Raw genomic sequence first — 17495 nt, 5'->3', positions numbered from 1 at the left:
ATGCATGGCTGAATCACGTCAGGAAAGACACCGACATGAATGAAGTTGCCCAGTTTCTGAAGCGTGTGGCCCGTTCCGTTGCGGCCCTGTCGTGCATGTGCCTCGGCACGGCCGCGGTGGCACAAGGCACCGCCTATGTATCGAGCGAGAAAGACCAGGCGATCACGCTGATCGACCTGGCCACCCTCAGCGTCAAGGGCACCATCCCGACCTGCAATCGGGGGCGGCACATCCAGCTCACGGCGGATCGCCTGATCATGCTCGCCTGCAGCGAGTCGAACGCCGCCGATGTGATCGACCCGGCGACGGGAAAGTCGCTGCGCCGCATCCCGCTGGGCGAGGAGCCCGAGGCCTTCGACCTGTCGCCGGACGGCAAGACCATCTATGTCTCCAACGAGGACGAAGGCGCGGTCAGCTTCATCGATGCGGCGAACGGCAAAGTGCTCAAGTCGATCAAGGTCGGCAAGGAACCCGAAGGCGTGAAGGTCAGCGCAGACGGCAAGACGCTGTACGTGACTTCCGAAGTCGCCAGTCTCGTGCACGTGATCGACGTCGCCAGCGCTGCCATCGTCAAGAACGTGAAAGTCGGCAAGCGGCCGCGCCGCATGGCCTTCACGCCCGACGGCAAGGAACTGTGGGTCACCAACGAACTCGATGCCAGCGTCAGCATCATCGATACGKCCACCCGCAATGTGGTCGGCAGCCTGAAGTTCGAAGTCAAGGGCGCGCGCAGCGAAGACATCACGCCGGTGGGCATCCAGATGTCGCGCGACGGCAAACGCGCCTTCGTGGCGCTGGGCAGGGCCAACCACGTCGCGTTCGTCGACGTGCCGCAGCGAAAGGTCACGAATCTCGTCCTGGTCGGCAAGCGCGCGTGGAACGTCACGCTCGACAAGGCCGAAGCCCGGCTGTATGTGGTCAACGGCTTGAGCGACGACGTCACCGTGGTCGATGTCGCAGCGGCCAAGCCGATCAAGAGCATCCCCGTCGGCCGCGTGCCCTACGGCCTGGTGGTGGTCGAATGAAGTGGTCCGCCTGCTCCGTCGGCGTGTCGCTGCTTCTTGCGGGGCCGGCGTCGAGCGGACAGCCGACGGGTGCCATCACTGCGTTGAAGGCGACGCTGATCTCGCCCAGTCCCGACGCGCGGCTCGAACGGGCGCGCGTTGAGCGCCATTTCCTGGGCCACCCTGACGGCCCTGCGAGTGACGGCTTGCAGGTCGCGCTGGACGAAGGCCAGTTCGAGCTCGACTCCGTCGATGCGGCCGTCACGCTGGCGAAGCAGTCCGCCGACTCGCCGGAGGCCGCACGCGCGGCCGCGCAGGCGGCCGAAAGATCCGGCGCCGCGGTGCTGGTGACGGATCTTCCCGCGGATTGGACGCTGGCCGTGGTCGATGCCGTGAAGCTGCCGGTGATCAACATCGGCGAGGCCGCCGACCGCCTGCGCGAGCAGGACTGCCGGGCGCACCTGTTCCACATCCTTCCGAGCGAGCGCATGCGCGCCGACGCACTGGCGCAAACGCTCGTGTCGCGCAAATGGAGCAAGTTGCTGCTGCTCGTCGGCCCGAGCGTGCAGGACCCGTTGCGCGCTGCCACGGCGCAAGCTTCGATCAAGCGCTACGGCTTGCAGGTGGTCGCGGTGCGGCCCTTCAAGCTTTCCGGCGACCCGCGGGAGCGCGACCTGGCCAATCCGCTGCTGCTGACGGCCGGCAGCACCTACGACGCCGTCTGGGTGGTCGACAGCGACGGCGAATTTGCGCGCGGCTTGCCGTATCGGATCGTGCTGCCTCGCCCGGTGGTGGGTGATGCGGGGCTGGTGGCGCTGGCCTGGCATGCGCAGTTCGAGCGCTACGGCGCGCCGCAGGTGTCACGCCGCTTCGCCAAGGCGGCCGGCCGGCCCATGACTGCGAGCGACTGGTCGGCATGGATGGCGGGCAAGGCGCTGGTCGCGGCCGCCACCGCGGCACCGAAGGGGCCTGCCGCGAGTTGGGCGCAGGCGCTCGCCAAGACGCCGCTCGACGGCTCCAAGGGCACGAGTCTGACCTTTCGTTCCTGGGATGGGCAGCTGCGTCAGACCGTCCTGCTCACCGACGGCCAGGGCGTGATTTCGCAGGCGCCGGTCGATGGCCTGCTGCACCCGAGCAACGTGCTGGATACACTGGGCGCGGACGCCCCGGAGAAGCGATGCACGACGACGCGATGATTCCCGCCGAAGCCGGCGCGGCAGAACTTGCGCCGCGCCGCGGCCTCGCGCATGCGCTGCAGGCCATGCAGGCGATCGTCATGCGCGAACTGCTCAAGTTCTCGCAGCAGACCGGCCGGCTGGTGTCGGCGCTGGTGCGCCCGCTGTTGTGGCTGGCGGTGTTCGCGGCGGGCTTTCGCAACGTGTTCGGCGTCGCGATCGTCGAGCCCTACGACACCTACATCCCTTATGACGTCTACATCGCGCCGGGCCTGGTGGGCATGGTGCTGCTGTTCAACGGGATGCAGTCGTCACTCGCGATGGTCTACGACCGCGAGATGGGTCTGATGCGGCTGCTGCTCACCGCACCCTTGCCGCGCGCATGGCTGCTGTTTTGCAAGCTCTGCGCGACGGCCCTGCTGTCGGTACTGCAGGCCCTGGCCTTCGTGATCGTCGCGACCTTGATCGGCACCGACCTGCCGCTTCTTTCGCTGGGCGGGCTGCATGCCTTGCTGGCGCTGGTCTGCGGGGCGCTGATGCTGGGCGCGCTCGGCCTGCTGCTGTCGGTGCACATCAAGCAGCTCGAGAACTTTGCCGGCACGATGAACTTCGTGATCTTTCCGATGTACTTCATGTCCACCGCGCTTTACCCGCTGTGGAAGCTGCGGGAGTCGGGCGCCGGATGGGTCTATCAGCTGGCCCGCTTCAACCCGTTCACGCACGCCGTCGAATGGATCCGGTTTGCGTTGTATGGCAAGGACCCCGGCGAGGCGCCCTGGGTGGTGCTCGGGTGCCTGGCGGTCTTCTTCGTGCTGGCCTGCTGGGGCTACGACCCGCAGCGCGGTTTTGGTGGATTGACGAGGCGCGGCGGAGGTTCGGCATGAACACCGGCCGCCGCCGCTGGCTGGGACGTGCGGCCGCGCTCGCGCTGACTGCGGGGCCTTTGGCGCACGCGCTGGCAGCCGAAGCCTTCCCCTCCCGGCCGATCATGATGTGGGTGCCATGGGCGGCGGGTGGCGCCACCGACCTGACGCTGCGGCTCCTGGCCGAACTCGCCGCGCCGGCGCTCGGCCAGCCCGTGGTGGTGGCGAACCGCGCCGGCGCCGGCGGCACGCTGGCGATGCCGATCCTGCAACAGGCCGAACCCAACGGCTACACCATCGCGCAGATGCCGCAGCCGGTCTTTCGCGCGCCGTTCATGCAAAAGGTGCTGTGGGATCCGGTGCGAGACGTCACGCCGATCATCCAGATTTCGGGCGTCACATTCGGGGTGCTGGTGCGCGCCGCCAGCCCGCTGCGCTCGCTCGACCAGTTGTTCGACTTCGCACGCGCACGGCCCGGCGAGTTGAGCATCGCCACCAATGGCGTCGGCACCACGCCGCACCTCGTGCTCGAGGCGCTGTTCACCGAGCGCGGGCTGAGCTACATCCATGTGCCGTACAAKGGCAGCTCCGAGCTGACCCTGGCGGTGGCGTCGGGCCAGGTGATGGCCGGGGTCAGTTCCACCGGCTTCGCGCCCGAGGTCGATGCGGGCCGCCTGCGGCTGCTCGCGACCTTGGGGGCGCAGCGCTCCGGGCGCTGGCCGCAGGTGCCGACATTGCGCGAACTGGGCTTCGACATCGTGGCGATGTCGCCCTACGGGCTGGCCGGCCCGCGCGGATTGCCAGTCGACGTACTGGACGTGCTGCATGGCGCCTTCAAGAAGGCCCTGTTCGACCCGCGGTTCGGCGAAGACCTGGCAAGGTACGACCAGGAGATCGCCTACCTCGGCCCGGAGGACTACGCGAACGCCTGCCGCGAAGAGTACGCCAGGGAGCGTGCGGTCGCCGAACGAATGAAGGGCTCGCGCGGCGCGGGTGGCTGAGGACGGCGTCGAAGATCGCGGCCGCGGCGCCTTTGACTTGAACTTCCGGCGGCTTGCCACGTACGTGGACATACGTGGTCGCCGGGATTGCGCTCTCGGAGGCCACACTTCCAAAATCTTCCGTGTGGGACCAAGATCCCTCGACGCGACCTGCCCAGGTCGATTGAAGCGTCTCCAGTTCAAGCTCCACATCGCCTTCCCTCCTACACGATCGGGATAGAAGCATGAAAAAGATCCTCATCATCATCGGCGTGCTGGTTGTGGCAGGCGCGGCCATCGCGGGAGCGCTCTACCTCACGTTCCCTGTACAGATGACGACCTACGGCGCCATGGGGCTCAACTTTCTCAAGTCCTTTGCTGCGCCACCAGGAACGCTGACCACCGAGACGAACTCCGATTACAAAGCGCCTGTGGCCGCGGTGCCCGCACCGCCGCTGGCCGAGGCGGCATGGCCCGGTGCTGCCGCCAGCGACTGGCCGAGCTACAACAGGACCCCGTCCTCGCAGCGGTTCTCGCCGCTCGACCAGATCAACGCGAAGAATGTCGGGAACCTGAAGATCCAGTGCGTCTACGAGATCGGGGAGATCACGGCCTTCGAATCCGGCCTGCTCATGGTGAACAACGCTTTGATCGGCTCTACAGAGTTCGACATCTTCTCGATCAATCCGGCCACGTGCGCGCAGAACTGGCGCACGCATCTGGACTATCCCCCGGGCCTTCTGCCTTCCAACCGTGGCCCCGCCTACATGGACGGCCTGCTGTTTCGTGGCACGCAGGACTGCCGGGTGCTGGCCTTCGACTTCAAGACAGGCAAGCAGGTGTGGGAGACGACGATTTGCGATCCAAAACGCGGCGAGTCGGTGCCGTCGTCGCCGATCGCGTGGGATGGCCTCGTTTACGTCGGCAATGCCGGCGGGGACTACAAGGGCGGCAAGGGCAAGGTGTACGGTCTCGACGCGAAGACCGGCAAGGTCGTCTGGCAGTTCTTCCTCATTCCCAAAACCGAGGGCGATGTCGTCCGTGGCCCGGTGGGCAAGTCGCCGCTGGACGCGAAGACGTGGAACAACGCCCCAGGCATACCGATCAGCGGCGGCGGAACCTGGACCTCCTACACCCTCGACATCAAGAACGGCTTGCTCTACGTGCCGGGAGGCAATCCGGCTCCCGACTTCGCTTCGGGGGCACGGGCTGGCGAGAACCTCTTCACGGACTCGGTGGTGGTGCTCGATGCCAAGACGGGCGACTACAAGAACAACTTCAAGGTCGTGAAGAAGGACTGGCATGACTGGGACGTGTCCAGCCCGCCCATCCTGCTTCAGACCATGGGTGGCAAGCAGCTCATGTCGGTCGCACCGAAGGACGGCCACCTCTATGGCTACGACCTTGCCTCCAACAACCTGCTGTACCGCGTTCCCATCACCACGGTCGAGAATGCCGAAGGCACGTTCGCCGTCGGTCAGAAGGTTCACTTCTGTCCGGGCCCGGTCGGAGGCACTGAATGGAACACCCCGGGTTTCGATCCGACGACGAACCTCATCATCAGCGGCACCGTCGATTGGTGCGATACGGTGACGATCGAGACGGACGAGAGATTGCGGTCTGTGGCCGTGGGCCAACCCTGGACCGGCATGGCGACGTTGAACCCGATCAACATGTTCGGCAAGGAAGACCGTACCGACGGGCACTGGGCCGGATGGGTCTATGCCAGCGATGCGGACACCGGCGTCTGGAAATGGCGGGCCAAGTCCAACTACCCTTTCGTGGCCGGCATCACGCCGACGGCCGGTGGCATCGTGTTCGTGGCGGACGTCGGCGGAAACTTCTACGCATTGGATTCCTCCACCGGCCAGAAACTCTGGGGCGGCCCGCTCGGAACCGGCGGCGGGATCGGCGGCGGTGTGATCACGTACACCGTCGATGGCGTGCAGAAGGTTGCCGTCGCCGACAACTTCACGATGGCCGCGTGGCCCATCAAGCCGAGGCGCGCAAGGATCGTCGTCCTGGGGCTGGACAGCGCCGCGGCGAAGAAATAGGCCCGAACTTCGAACCATGGACCTCGACCCAGTCCTCCTGTCACGGATCCAGTTCGGGTTCCTGATCAGCTTCCACATCATCTTCCCCGCCTTCACCATCGGGCTGGCGGCATGGCTCGCCACGATCGAGGGAGCGCGGCTGGCAACGGGCAACACGCTCTATCGGCGGGTGTTCGACTTCTGGCTGCCGATCTTCGCTGTCTCCTTCGGCATGGGCGTGGTCACGGGCATCGTGATGGCCTTTCAGTTCGGCACCAACTGGGGTGTGCTCGCAGTCAAGACCGGCTCGATTCAAGGCCCGCTGCTCGGCTACGAGGGTTTCACGGCCTTCATGCTCGAGGCGACCTTCTTCGGCGTGATGCTGCTCGGGCGCGACCGGGTGTCGCCGCGCTTCTATTTCTTCTCATGCTGCATGGTGTCGCTGGGCACGTTGTTCTCGTCGTTCTGGATCCTGGCCAACAACAGCTGGATGCAGGTGCCGCTGGGCCACACGATCGTGGACGGCAAGATCATTCCGGTCGACTGGATGCAGATCGTGCTGGGACCGATTCAGATGGTGCGCTGGCCGCACATGCTGCTCGCCGCCTTGTTGACGACCGCGATGTGCGTGTCGGGGACCGGTGCCTGGTATCTCTTGCGCCGGGTGCACTTCGACGAAGGCCGGATGATGCTGCACTGGGGCCTCGGGCTGGCCGCGGTGTTGATCCCGGTCCAGCTCTTCTTCGGTCATCTGACGGGCCTGTACGTGCTGCAGCACCAGCCCGTCAAATTCGCCGCGATCGAGGCACGCTGGAAGAACGAGCAGCCCGCCAGCGAAGTGCTGATCGCCATTCCCGATGAGGCGAACCGGCGCAATCTCTACGCCATCTCGGTGCCCAAGCTCGGCAGCTTGATCGCGTCGGGGAACTTGACCGCCGCCGAGCGGGGTCTCGAGTCCTTTCCTCGCGAAGACTGGCCGCCAGTGCTGATTCCTTTCTGGACCTTCCGGCTGATGGTCGGCATGGGACTCATCATGCTGGCCGTGTCGTGGCTCGGCAACTTCCTGCGATGGCGCGGCAAGCTGGAGTCGTCGCGCTGGTTCCTGTGGGGCACCTTCGCGTCGTTCCCGACCGGCTTCGTTGCCACCCTCATGGGCTGGTACACCGCAGAGATCGGACGCCAGCCCTGGGTGGTCTACGGACTGCTGCGGACCAAGGACGCGGTCACGCCCTCCCTGACCACGGGTGACGTGCTGACCTCCCTGATCATCTACGTGGTGGTGTACTGGCTCTTCGTTTCCTTCGGCATCTACACCATCTACAAGCTCTTGCGCCAGGGACCGCGTGCCAAGACGCAAGCCACGGCCAACGTCACCGGCAGCCGGCCGCTGGCCATCGCCGCGCGCACGGACGCCGCGCCCAACGGCGAATCCGGAGGCGCTCGGTGAGCCCGGCCCTGCCCAGCGACCTGGCGCTTTTCTGGGCGGCGGTCATTGCCATCTCGATCCTGGTCTACGTGATCCTGGACGGCTTCGACCTCGGTGTCGGGATCCTTTTCGGCACCACCAGCGAGGAGAGCCACCGCCTGCACATGATGGACACCATCGCGCCGTTCTGGGACGGCAACGAGACCTGGCTGGTGATCATCGGCGCGGGCCTGTTCGCGACCTTTCCGGTGGTGTATGCCGTGTTCCTGGGCGCGTTCTACCTGCCGGTCCTGCTGCTGCTCGTCGGCTTGATCTTTCGCGGCATTGCCTTCGAATTCCGCTACCGCAGCGTGAAGACACGCTGGCTATGGGACATGGGGTTCTTCCTGGGATCGACAGTGGTCGCCTTCGTGCAGGGGGCCGCTGTGGGCGCACTGATGCGCGGCCTACCGGTGGCGAATGGCCAGTTCGCCGGTACCTCCTTCGAATGGCTGCATCCGTTTTCGGTTCTGACCGGCATCGGTCTCGTCTTCGGCTATGCGCTGCTCGGTGCGAGCTGGATCGTGCTCAAGAGCGAAGGCGACCTGCGCGACTGGGCTTATCGCCGCATCCCGTGGCTGGCCGCGGCCGTCTTCGTGGTCCTGGGCCTGGCCTTCGCCGTGTCGCTGACAGTCGATGCGGGCGCGGTCGCGCAGGGCCATCTGAAAGATCGGCCATGGGGATGGGTCTTTGTCGCGCTGGCGATCGCCTCGTTGACCGGCGTCGTGGCGGGGGCTCGTGCGCGCCGCGATGGGGTCGCGTACACGCTGACCGTGGTGTTCATCGCGGCGGCGTACCTGACGCTCGGCACGATGTTCTGGCCCTTCATGGTTCCGTATGCAGTCACCGTGGCCAGTGCGGCGGCGCCGGAGGCATCGCTCCGGTTCCTGTTCTACGGCGGCGTGGTGGTGTTGCCGGTGATCGCGATCTACACCATCGGTGTCTACTGGGTGTTCCGCGGCAAGGTCCGCAGCGGCTACCGGTGAGCAAGGACCATCCGCATCGTGGCTGCGCTGCTGAGCGCCTCTGTGAGGCTCTACGGCCGACCGATGCGGCTGCCCTTACTCGGGCTTGAAGTCGATCGACTTCAGCACGGCTCCCATGCGCTGGTAGTCCGCGCTGAGCGACTTGCTCAATTCCTCGGGACTGCGCGGCTGGCCCGGCTCGAAGCCGATGTCCTGCAGCCGCTCGCGGACCGCGGGCGTCGCCAGCACCTTGAGAGCGGCTTCGCGCACCCTGGCCTGCTGCGCGGCAGGCACGTCGGGCTTGACCCACAGTCCCATCCAGCCAGTGGCCTCGAGCTGCGGGTAGCCGAGCTCGGTGAAGGTCGGCACCTCGGGCAGCAGCGCGGATCGCTTGGGCGTGCTGACCGCGAAGGCCTTGATCTTCCCGGCCTTGATCAGCGGCAGCGAACTCGGCATGGCGTCGAACATCAGCGGCACGTGGCCGCCCATGACGTCGGTCAGCGCGGGCGTCGATCCCTTGTAGCCCACGTGGGTCATGTCGATGCCGGCGGCCTTGTTGAGCTGGAGCCCCAGCACGTGCGACAGCGTGCCCGCCGTGTAGGACGCGTAGTTGACCGTCCCGGGGTGGGCCTTGATCCAGGTGATCAGCTCGCCGAAGTTCTTCGCCGGCACCGAAGGAGAGCCGACCATGACCAGGCCGCCGCGCCCGAGCTCGGCCACCGGCTTGATCTCGGCCGCCATGTCGACGCGCAGCTTGACGATGTGCGGAATCTCGCTGACCAGCGAATTGACAGCCACCAGCACCGTGTAGCCGTCATGCGGCGCCTGCGAAAGCTCGTTCACCGCGAGGACGCCGCCGGCGCCGGGCCGGGGGTCGACCACCACCGGCTGGCCGCTCTCCTTGGACAGGTTGTCCGCCAGCAGCCGCGCGACGATGTCCGCCGACCCCCCGGCAGGGCCGGCGGCGATGATGCGCACCGTCTTGTCGGGCCACTTCGGGGCCTCGGCGTGGGCCATCGCCGTCGCCAGGCAGGTCGCCGCAACGCAGGCCAATGACGCGGCGCGCGCGACGTGCCGCAATTTCTTCTTCAGATTCATGATCAGTCTCCTGTGTCTGGGATCAAGGCGCCCAGCGCAGCAGCGCCAGCACCAGTATGACGAGAAACACGGTCTCGCCGAGCATCAAGGCCACCGGCTTCAAGCCGACAGCGGCGAGGTCGCGCAATTGCGTCTTCATGCCGATCGCCGCGATCGATGCCACCAGGCACCAGCGCGAGACATCGCTGCCCAGCGCGCTCACGGCCTCCGGGACCCAACCGGTGCTGTTGACGGCAACCAGTGCCGCGAAGGCGACCGCGAACCAGGGCAGCAACGGCGGCCGAGGCCCGCCCGCGCCCTTGCCGCGCGCGCGCGTGCACATCACCGCGAACACGATCACCGGCAGCAGCATCGCCACCCGCATCAGCTTGACGAACGTGGCGACGTCGCCGGTCTCTCGCGACATGCTGTAGCCGGCCCCTACCACCTGCGCCACGTCGTGGATGGTGGCGCCGAGGAACATGCCCGCCAGCCGCGCGTCGAGCCCGAGCACGTGGGCGAGCATCGGGTAGACGATCATCGCCAGTGTCGACAGCGCCGACACCCCGACCACCGTGAACAGCGTGGCGCGCTCCTTCTCCGGGTGGCCGGGCAGGGCCGCCGCCAGCGCCAGCGCGGCCGATGCCCCGCAGATGGCGGTGGCGCCGCCGGTCAGCAGGCCGAACAGGCTCTGGAAACCCAGCATCCTGGCCGCCAGCATCGACACGCCGATCGTGACCACGACCGACACCACCACCAGCAGCACCGGATGCCATCCCAGCGCAGCGATCTGCCCCACGGTGATGCGCAGGCCGAGCAGCGCGACGCCGCAGCGCAGCACCTGGCGGGCGGTGAACTGGATGCCGGACGCGCAGGCCCCGTCGGCCGAGAGGAAGTTCATCGCCATGCCCAGGATCAAGGCGAACAACATGACGGGCGCGCCGTAGTGCTGCGACAGGAAGGTCGCGGCGGCCGCCACCACGACGCTGGCGAGTACGCCGGGAAAGAGCGTGCGGCCGCGGGCCGGCCAGGCCAGGATGGAGAGCGTCGTCATGGGCGTCTCAGGCCGCGGCCAGAAGGTGGTCCTGGAACACTTCGCGCAGCTTGTTCTTCTGCACCTTGCCGGTCGGCCCCAGCGGAATGCTGTCGACGAAGACGACGTCGTCCGGGGTCCACCATTTGGCGATCCTGCCGTCGTAGAACGCGATCAGCTCGTCGCGCGTCAGGCTCTCGCCCGGCTTCCGGGTCACCACCAGCAGCGGGCGCTCGTCCCACTTCGGATGGCGAGCCGCGATGCAGGCCGCCAACGCCACCGCCGGATGGGCCATGGCGATGTTCTCGAGGTCGATCGAGCCGATCCATTCGCCGCCCGACTTGATGACGTCCTTGCTGCGGTCGGTGATCTGCATGAAGCCGTCGGCGTCGATGGTCGAGACATCGCCGGTGGGGAACCAGCCGCCGACCAGCGGGCCGTCGCCCTGCGCCTTGAAGTAGTTCGAGATGATCCACGGACCGCGCACCATCAGCTCACCGGCCGACACGCCGTCGCGCGGCAGTTCCGCGCCGTCCTCGCCGACGATCTTCATGTCGACGCCGAACACCGTGCGCCCCTGCTTGGACTGGATGGCCAGGCGAGCCTCGGCGTCGAGCGCCCGCTGCCCCGGCTTCAAGGTGCAGACCGTGCCCACCGGGCTCATCTCGGTCATGCCCCAGGCATGCAGCACCTGGACGTCGAAGCGCTCCTGAAAGGCGCGCATCATCGCCGGCGGGCAGGCCGAGCCGCCGATGACGGTGCGGCGCATCGTGCTGAACGAGAGGCCATTCGCCTCCACGTGGGTCAGCAGGCCCTGCCAGACGGTGGGCACGCCCGCCGACAGGGTCACGCCTTCGGCCTCGAACAGCTCGTGCAGCGACTTGCCGTCGAGCCACGGGCCTGGGAACACGAGCTTCGCACCGACCATGCAAGCCACGTACGGCAGACCCCATGCATTGACATGGAACATCGGGACGACGGGCAGGATGACATCGTTGGCCGAGCAGTTCAGCGCATCGGGCAGTGCCGCGGCATAGGTATGCAGCAGCGTCGAGCGATGGCTGTAGAGCGCGCCCTTGGGATTGCCGGTGGTGCCCGAGGTGTAGCAGAGCGACGAAGCGCGCCGCTCGTCGAAGCTGGGCCAGGCGAAGTCGGGCGAATGCTGCGCCACCAGCTCCTCGTAGCACAGCAGCTTGGGCAGCTTCGGCGACACCGGCATGTGCGCCCGATCGGTCATCGCCACGAAGGCCCTGATCGTCGACACGCGCGAAGCGATCGCCTCGACCAGGGGCAGGAAGCTCAGGTCGAAGAACAGCACCTGGTCTTCGGCATGGTCGGCGATCCAGACCACCTGGTCGGGATGCAGGCGGGGGTTCAGCGTGTGCAGCACGGCGCCCGACCCGGAGACGGCGTAGTAGAGCTCCATGTGGCGATAGCCGTTCCAGGCCAGCGTGGCGACCCGGTCGCCGGCGCCGATGCCGTGCGCCGCCAAGGCGTTGGCCAGGCGGCGCGAGCGCTGCGCGAGCTCGCGATAGGTGGTCCGGTGGAGGTCGCCCTCGACGCGGCGCGAGACGATTTCCTGTTCGCCGTGGTGGCGTTCGGCGTGGACGAGCAGCGTCGAGATCAACAGCGGCTGCTCCATCATCAATCCATTCATGGAGGTTCTCATGGGTTCGTTGGTTGGGGGGTGGGGGCTTCGCTTCAGGCCAGGGCCCTGCGCGAGGGGGGTTGGGCGGGCGCCGCGCGGGCCGGGTCGTCTGCGGCTTCTCCGGCCCGCCGGAGGTCCGCCTCGTAGCTGCGCGCCGCGACCAGCAGGGCGCCGGCCGCCAGCAGGCTGAACAAGGGCACGGTCATCAGTGCGCGTTCGAGGGTCCACGCGTCCGACAGCAGCCCGGCGATGAACGGGCCGGCGGCGAGGCCGAACAGGTTCTGGAACAGCGACAGCACGGAGGCACCGGTGGCGCGGATGCCGGGATGGATCACGTCGATCACCGCCGCCGCCAGCGGCCCCACGGTGCAGGTCATCAGGAAGCCGCCCAGGGCCAGCAGCGCGAACTGCGTCTGCGCGCTGATCTCGAGCCCCAGGCTCGCGGCACCGAAGGCCAGCATCAGCACCAGCATCGAGGCCACGCACAGCAGCGCCGTGACGTGCAGCTTGGCGCGCGGACGCCGCTTGCCGGCGAAGTCGGCCACCGCACCCCAGACCACGCTGCCGAGCGCGCCGCACAGCACGACCAGCGCCGCGCTGATGGCCGCCTGTTCCGGCGCGACGCCATGGGCACGATTCAGAAAGCTGGGCAGCCAGGACCAGATCGCCGAGACGACGACCAGTTGCGCCGGAGCGGCCAGGCACAGCCACAGCATGGTGCGAGAACGCAGCAGCGCCCGCACGATGGCGCCGGCCGCGTCTCGCGTCGAGCGCGTGGCCCGGTCGAGCCTGGGCGTGAGCTTGACCGTCGGGTAGTCGCGCACCTTGAGGTACAGCAAGGCGAGGATCAGGCCCGGCACGCCGACGACGCCGAACGCGGCCTGCCAGCCGAAGCGCGCCGCGATCATGCCGCCGAGCAGCACGCCGAGCACGGAGCCGACCGAGGCCGAGGCGAAGAAGCCCGCGAGCAGCGCACCGCGCAGCCGGGCCGGAAAGTGGCTGGCGATCAGCGCGGCGCCGACCGAGCCGTAGCCCGCCTCGCCCAGGCCGACCAGCGAGCGCGCCGCCAGCAACTGGCCGTAGCCGCGGCTGAACATGCAGGAGATCGACGCCAGGCTCCAGACCAGGGCCATGACCACCACGCTCCTGACGCGGCTGGCGCGATCGGCGAACAGCGCCACCGGGATGCCGGCCAGCGCGACCGTCACCGACACCGCCGAGACCAGGCCGCCGAGCTGCGTGTCGGACAAGCCCCAGTCCTTCTTGAGGTACGGAAACAGCGAGACGATGACCTGCCGGTCGATGTAGTCGACCATCATCAGCCCGACGGTCATTGCAAAGGCGAACCAGGCCTGGCCCCGGCTGAACAGATAGCCGTCGTCCCGTCCCTGCGTCGCTTGAAGCGCACCGGTGTTCATTGCGTGCTCCCTGCCGAAGGCCGCCGCATCAGGGCACCAGGACGGTCGCGCCGACCGTCTTGCGCGACTCGAGCGCGCGATGCGCCTCGGCGGCATCGGCCAGCGCAAAGACCTGCTTCGGCTCGCTGACGATGCTGCCGGACAGCACGTGGCCGAACAGCTCGTCGGCCATGGCGAGCATGTGCGAGCGCGGCATGATGTAGTGCATCATCGCGGGCCGCGTGAACCAGAGCGAACCCTTGGTCGCGAGCGTCATCGAATCGATCACCACCGGCCCCGAGGTCGTGCCGTTGCTGACCAGCACGCCGCGCGGCCGCAGGCTGTCGAGCGAGGCCTCCAGCGTGTCCTTGCCCACCGAGTCGTAGACCACCGGCACGCCCTGGCCGTCGGTGATCTCGCGGACGCGCTCGGCGATGTTCTCGCGCGAGGTCACGATGGTGTGGGCGCAGCCGTTGGCCTTGGCCAGCGCGGCCTTCTCGTCGGTGCTGACCGTCCCGATCATCGTGACGCCCGTCGCACGCGCCCATTGGCAGGCGATCAGGCCGACGCCGCCGGCGGCCGCGTGGTACAGGATCGTCTCGCCGCCGTGGAGCGGAAAGACCTGTCGGAACAGGTACTGCACCGTCATGCCCTTCATCATCAAGGTCGATGCGCTGCGGTCGGAGACGCCCGCAGGCAGCGGGATCAGCACATCGGCCGGCATGATGCGGACCTCCGAATAGGCGCCCTGCGGCCCGATCAGGTAGCCGACGCGGTCACCGACCTTGACGGCGGTCACGCCCGGGCCGACCGCCTCGACGACGCCCACGGCATCGGAGCCGAGGCCGTTGGGCTTCGGCAGGGGATAGCGGCCGGTCCGGAAATAGATGTCGATGAAGTTGACGGCCACGTAGGTGTGGCGCACGCGCGCCTGGCCGGGGCCCGGCTCGCCGACTTCGACGCTTTCCAGTTGGAGCACTTCCGGACCACCGGTTGCGTGCAGGCGAATGGCTTGTGCCATGGGATGTCTCCTTCGAATATTGAAACCAGGAACGACAGGCGCTTCAGCCTGCCGTGCAGCCGCAGGCTGCGAGTTCGTCGATGAACAGCTCGGCGGCGGGCCACGGCCCGAATCCGGAAGCCGGGTTCAGGTGGCCGACTTCGCCGAGATCGACCAGGCGGCTGCCCCAGTCGCGCGCCAGTCGGGTGACCCGGTCGAAGGCGCCGAGCGGATCGTCGCGGCTGGCGGCGACGATGCTTGGAAACGGCAGCCGTTGCCGCGGCACGGGCAGCCAGCCGCCGGCGCGCAGTTCCGCCAGCGTGGGATAGCCCCCGGGCATCGCTGCCTCGAAGTCCGGCGGCGTGGCCATCAGCGCRCCGTCGACGGCGCGCCGGGTCCGGCGTGCCCAGTGGGCGACCATCACGCAGCCGCCGCTGTGCGCCACCAGGATCACCGGGCCGTCGATGGCCTGCGCCGCGTGCTCGATCGCGGCGACCCGGGTCGCGCAATCGAGATCGGCGCGGCCCATCGGCGGCACGGTGCGCACCTTGCGGCCGCGCGCTTCCAGGTTCGCGGCCAGCCGCGTCTGCCAGTGCGCGTCCACGTGGTCCCGCAGCCCGGGGACGACGAGGACCGTCGGCAAGGAGGAAGCACCGGCCATCGTCACGCCACCTTGCGCAGGTAGCCTTGCTGGCGTCCCTTGGGGTTGGGCGCGAAGCCGTTGGCGGCCAGGGTCTGCTCGACGGTGTCGTAGAAGACCCCGATCTTCAGGATCTCGCGGGCTTCCTTGCCCGATGCGGGCTCGCGGCCGAACTCGCGCGACATGCGCACCAGCTGCTCGATCTGCTGCACGGTGCTCATCTTCGCCGTGCGCGACTGGTTCCAGAGGTTGTCCTCGATGCCGCAGCGCACGTGCAGGCCCATGGCCATGCCGATCATGTTGATGGGCAGCACGTTGCGCATGCTGCTTTCCACCGTCAGCATGGCGCCGTCGGGGATGGCGCGCAGGAAGTTGGCCAGGTTGTAGATGTTGGGCGCGTCCATGCCGCCGCCGATCGCCACCCAGTTCATCACCAGCGGTCCCTTGTACACGCCGCGGCGAATCAGGCGCTCCACCGATTCGTAGCTGTTGATGTTGTAGAACTGGAACGCGCTCTGGATGCCGGCGGCGCTCAGGCGGCGCACATGCTCCTCGATGAAGCCGGGACCGGAGGGCACGATCATCTCGGTGTACGCGCGGAAGTTGTCCGGCTCGGCCAGCGAGGTACCGGCGATGTCGTCGATCTCCATCTGTTCGAGGACGTTCATCTGCGTCGTGTTGACGGTGACGGTGACCTGGTCCGGCTTCGGGTCGAGTTCGGCGAGCATGTGGCGCGTGTCGTCCGACAGCCACTTCGCGGATGCACCGTCGTTCTCGGGCGCGAAGGAAATCGAACCGCCGACCTGGATGATCAGGTCCGGAACGGCCTTGCGCACGCCGGCGATCAGCTCGTTGAACTTCGAAAGGCGCTTGGAGCCCTTGCCGTCCAGTTCGCGCACATGCAGGTGCAGCACCGAGGCGCCGGCGTTGTAGCAGTCGACCGCCTTTTGCACCTGTTCTTCCATCGTGACCGGGATGTCCTGCGGGAAGTCGGCAGGCACCCACTCGGGGCCGTAGGGCGCGGCGGTGATCACCAGCTTGTCCTGGTTTTCGGGAAACAGCGATCCGTCGAGGAAATTCATGGTTCGTCTTTCTGTGGGGTTGATGTGAATCGAGAGCGGGCGGGCGGCGTCAGAACGTCGCGTCCCCCATGATCCCGGCGCGTTCCATCTGGCGGTGGCACGGCGGGTAGTCCATCACGGCGTAGTGCTGAGTGCTGCGGTTGTCCCAGAAGGCCATGCTGTTCTTCTTCCAGCGCCAGCGGACCTGGTATTCGGGGATCGCGGCCTGGCTGACGAGGTAGTTCAGCAGCAGGCTGGCGCCGGGATTGGCATCCTGGCCGAAGCGCACGTTCTCCGGCGTGTGGTAGTTCGTGAAGTGGGTCGTGAAGGCGTTGACGAACAGCACGTTCTCGCCGGTTTCCGGATGGGTGCGCACCACCGGGTGTTCCGCATCGGGATACTGGGCCTTGAGCGCCAGGCGCTTCTCGATCGGCATGGCGGCGCCGAAGCTGGCTTCGATGCTGTGCCGGGCGCGCAGGTTCGCGATCTTGCGCTTGATGTCCTGCGGCAGGCGGTCGTAGGCCTCGACCATGTTGACCCAGAGGGTGTCGCCGCCCACGGGCGGGCATTCGACGCAGCGCAGCACGCAGCCGAAGGGCGGCTTCTCGCGCCAGGTGGCGTCCGTGTGGAAGGCGTTCTCGTAGCGGTCGTTGGGCGTCTCGGGCGACTTGTAGATGCGCACGAGGCCCGGGTTCTCGGGGTCGCTGCCGGCCACGGGATGGTCTTCCAGCTCGCCGAAGTGGCGGGCGAAGGCCACGTGCTCGGCGCGCGTGATGTCCTGGTCGCGAAAGAACAGCACCCGGTGCTTGAGCAGCAGGGCGCGCAGCTCGGCCATCAGGCCGGCGTCGCGCGACGCCGCGCCAAGGTGCACGCCGTGCAGTTCGGCGCCGATCGTGCAGGTCAGCGGCTCGACCGTGAAGGAGCTCCTCAGGGCCGCGGCGTGGACCACGGCGGGTCCGGCCGGCAACGGGCTCGAAAGGGTGACTGAGTTCATGCCATTTGTCTCCGTGGGGAGCCTCTGGACGGGGCCGGGCTCGTTGGGGTGGAGCGGGCCGCGGTTCGGCGGCTTCGCAGGCCCAAAGAATACGCAGAAGGCCCCTTCGGCGCCCCCTCCTTGCAGGAGGGGAGCGCCCTTCCGCGGGCCCGCGGGGGCA

15 protein-coding genes are annotated in these 17495 nt (G+C 67.6%); 7 read left to right on the top strand and 8 right to left on the bottom strand.

The features are described 5' to 3' along the window. Positions 1-35 precede the first annotated feature (35 nt). The 7 genes from AC1D2E_RS03600 (at position 36) to cydB (ending at position 8506) form a co-directional block, all read left to right on the top strand. Positions 36-1025 carry a PQQ-dependent catabolism-associated beta-propeller protein gene (locus AC1D2E_RS03600; protein WP_478196130.1) on the top strand — a complete coding sequence of 330 codons (990 nt, stop codon included), beginning with the start codon at positions 36-38 and terminating at the stop codon, positions 1023-1025. Then, complete coding sequence (locus AC1D2E_RS03595; RefSeq protein ID WP_478196129.1) at positions 1022-2200, top strand: type 1 periplasmic-binding domain-containing protein; 1179 nt, start codon at positions 1022-1024, stop codon at positions 2198-2200. The genes AC1D2E_RS03600 and AC1D2E_RS03595 overlap by 4 nt, the downstream gene beginning before the upstream one ends. Then, positions 2197-3063: an ABC transporter permease gene (locus AC1D2E_RS03590; protein WP_478196156.1), complete on the top strand. Its 867-nt coding sequence runs from the start codon at positions 2197-2199 to the stop codon at positions 3061-3063. The genes AC1D2E_RS03595 and AC1D2E_RS03590 overlap by 4 nt, the downstream gene beginning before the upstream one ends. Beyond that, on the top strand, positions 3060-4043 hold the full coding sequence (locus tag AC1D2E_RS03585) for a Bug family tripartite tricarboxylate transporter substrate binding protein (protein WP_478196128.1): 984 nt from the start codon (positions 3060-3062) through the stop codon (positions 4041-4043). Before AC1D2E_RS03590 ends, AC1D2E_RS03585 begins: the two co-directional genes overlap by 4 nt. 224 nt (positions 4044-4267) lie before the next feature. Next, on the top strand, positions 4268-6076 hold the full coding sequence (locus tag AC1D2E_RS03580; protein WP_478196127.1) for an outer membrane protein assembly factor BamB family protein: 1809 nt from the start codon (positions 4268-4270) through the stop codon (positions 6074-6076). Positions 6077-6092: 16 nt separating this feature from the next. Next, entirely contained in the window at positions 6093-7502 is a 1410-nt protein-coding gene (locus AC1D2E_RS03575) for a cytochrome ubiquinol oxidase subunit I (RefSeq protein WP_478196126.1), read from the top strand. Next, on the top strand, positions 7499-8506 hold the full coding sequence (cydB, locus tag AC1D2E_RS03570; protein WP_478196125.1) for a cytochrome d ubiquinol oxidase subunit II: 1008 nt from the start codon (positions 7499-7501) through the stop codon (positions 8504-8506). Before AC1D2E_RS03575 ends, cydB begins: the two co-directional genes overlap by 4 nt. A 75-nt stretch (positions 8507-8581) precedes the next feature. On the opposite strand, the gene AC1D2E_RS03565 is transcribed toward cydB, so the two are convergent. The 8 genes from AC1D2E_RS03565 to AC1D2E_RS03530 are packed head-to-tail and all read right to left on the bottom strand — an operon-like array spanning position 8582 to position 17335. Further along, positions 8582-9583 (bottom strand): Bug family tripartite tricarboxylate transporter substrate binding protein, encoded by a 1002-nt coding sequence (locus AC1D2E_RS03565; protein ID WP_478196124.1) that lies wholly within the window; start codon positions 9581-9583, stop codon positions 8582-8584. 22 nt (positions 9584-9605) lie between these two features. After that, positions 9606-10616, bottom strand: a complete 1011-nt coding sequence (locus AC1D2E_RS03560; RefSeq protein WP_478196123.1) for a YeiH family protein — start codon at positions 10614-10616, stop codon at positions 9606-9608. 7 nt (positions 10617-10623) lie between these two features. Then, the gene (locus tag AC1D2E_RS03555) at positions 10624-12252 is read right to left on the bottom strand and encodes a 3-(methylthio)propionyl-CoA ligase (RefSeq protein WP_478196155.1); all 1629 of its coding nucleotides are present in this window, start codon (positions 12250-12252) and stop codon (positions 10624-10626) included. A 44-nt stretch (positions 12253-12296) separates the two neighbouring features. Continuing rightward, complete coding sequence (locus AC1D2E_RS03550) at positions 12297-13661, bottom strand: MFS transporter (protein WP_478196122.1); 1365 nt, start codon at positions 13659-13661, stop codon at positions 12297-12299. Between the two features lie 28 nt (positions 13662-13689). Further along, the gene (locus AC1D2E_RS03545; RefSeq protein ID WP_478176682.1) at positions 13690-14661 is read right to left on the bottom strand and encodes a quinone oxidoreductase family protein; all 972 of its coding nucleotides are present in this window, start codon (positions 14659-14661) and stop codon (positions 13690-13692) included. A gap of 43 nt (positions 14662-14704) precedes the next feature. Further along, positions 14705-15301, bottom strand: a complete 597-nt coding sequence (locus tag AC1D2E_RS03540; RefSeq protein ID WP_478196121.1) for an RBBP9/YdeN family alpha/beta hydrolase — start codon at positions 15299-15301, stop codon at positions 14705-14707. 2 nt (positions 15302-15303) lie between these two features. Then, the gene (locus AC1D2E_RS03535) at positions 15304-16362 is read right to left on the bottom strand and encodes a beta-keto acid cleavage family enzyme (RefSeq protein ID WP_478196120.1); all 1059 of its coding nucleotides are present in this window, start codon (positions 16360-16362) and stop codon (positions 15304-15306) included. A gap of 49 nt (positions 16363-16411) precedes the next feature. Then, entirely contained in the window at positions 16412-17335 is a 924-nt protein-coding gene (locus AC1D2E_RS03530) for a TauD/TfdA dioxygenase family protein (protein WP_478196119.1), read from the bottom strand. Positions 17336-17495 lie beyond the last annotated feature (160 nt).

Source organism: Variovorax sp. P1_H2 (genome assembly GCF_056405295.1).
Note: the sequence above shows the minus strand (reverse complement) of the source record. Positions and strands in the feature narration are given on the sequence as shown.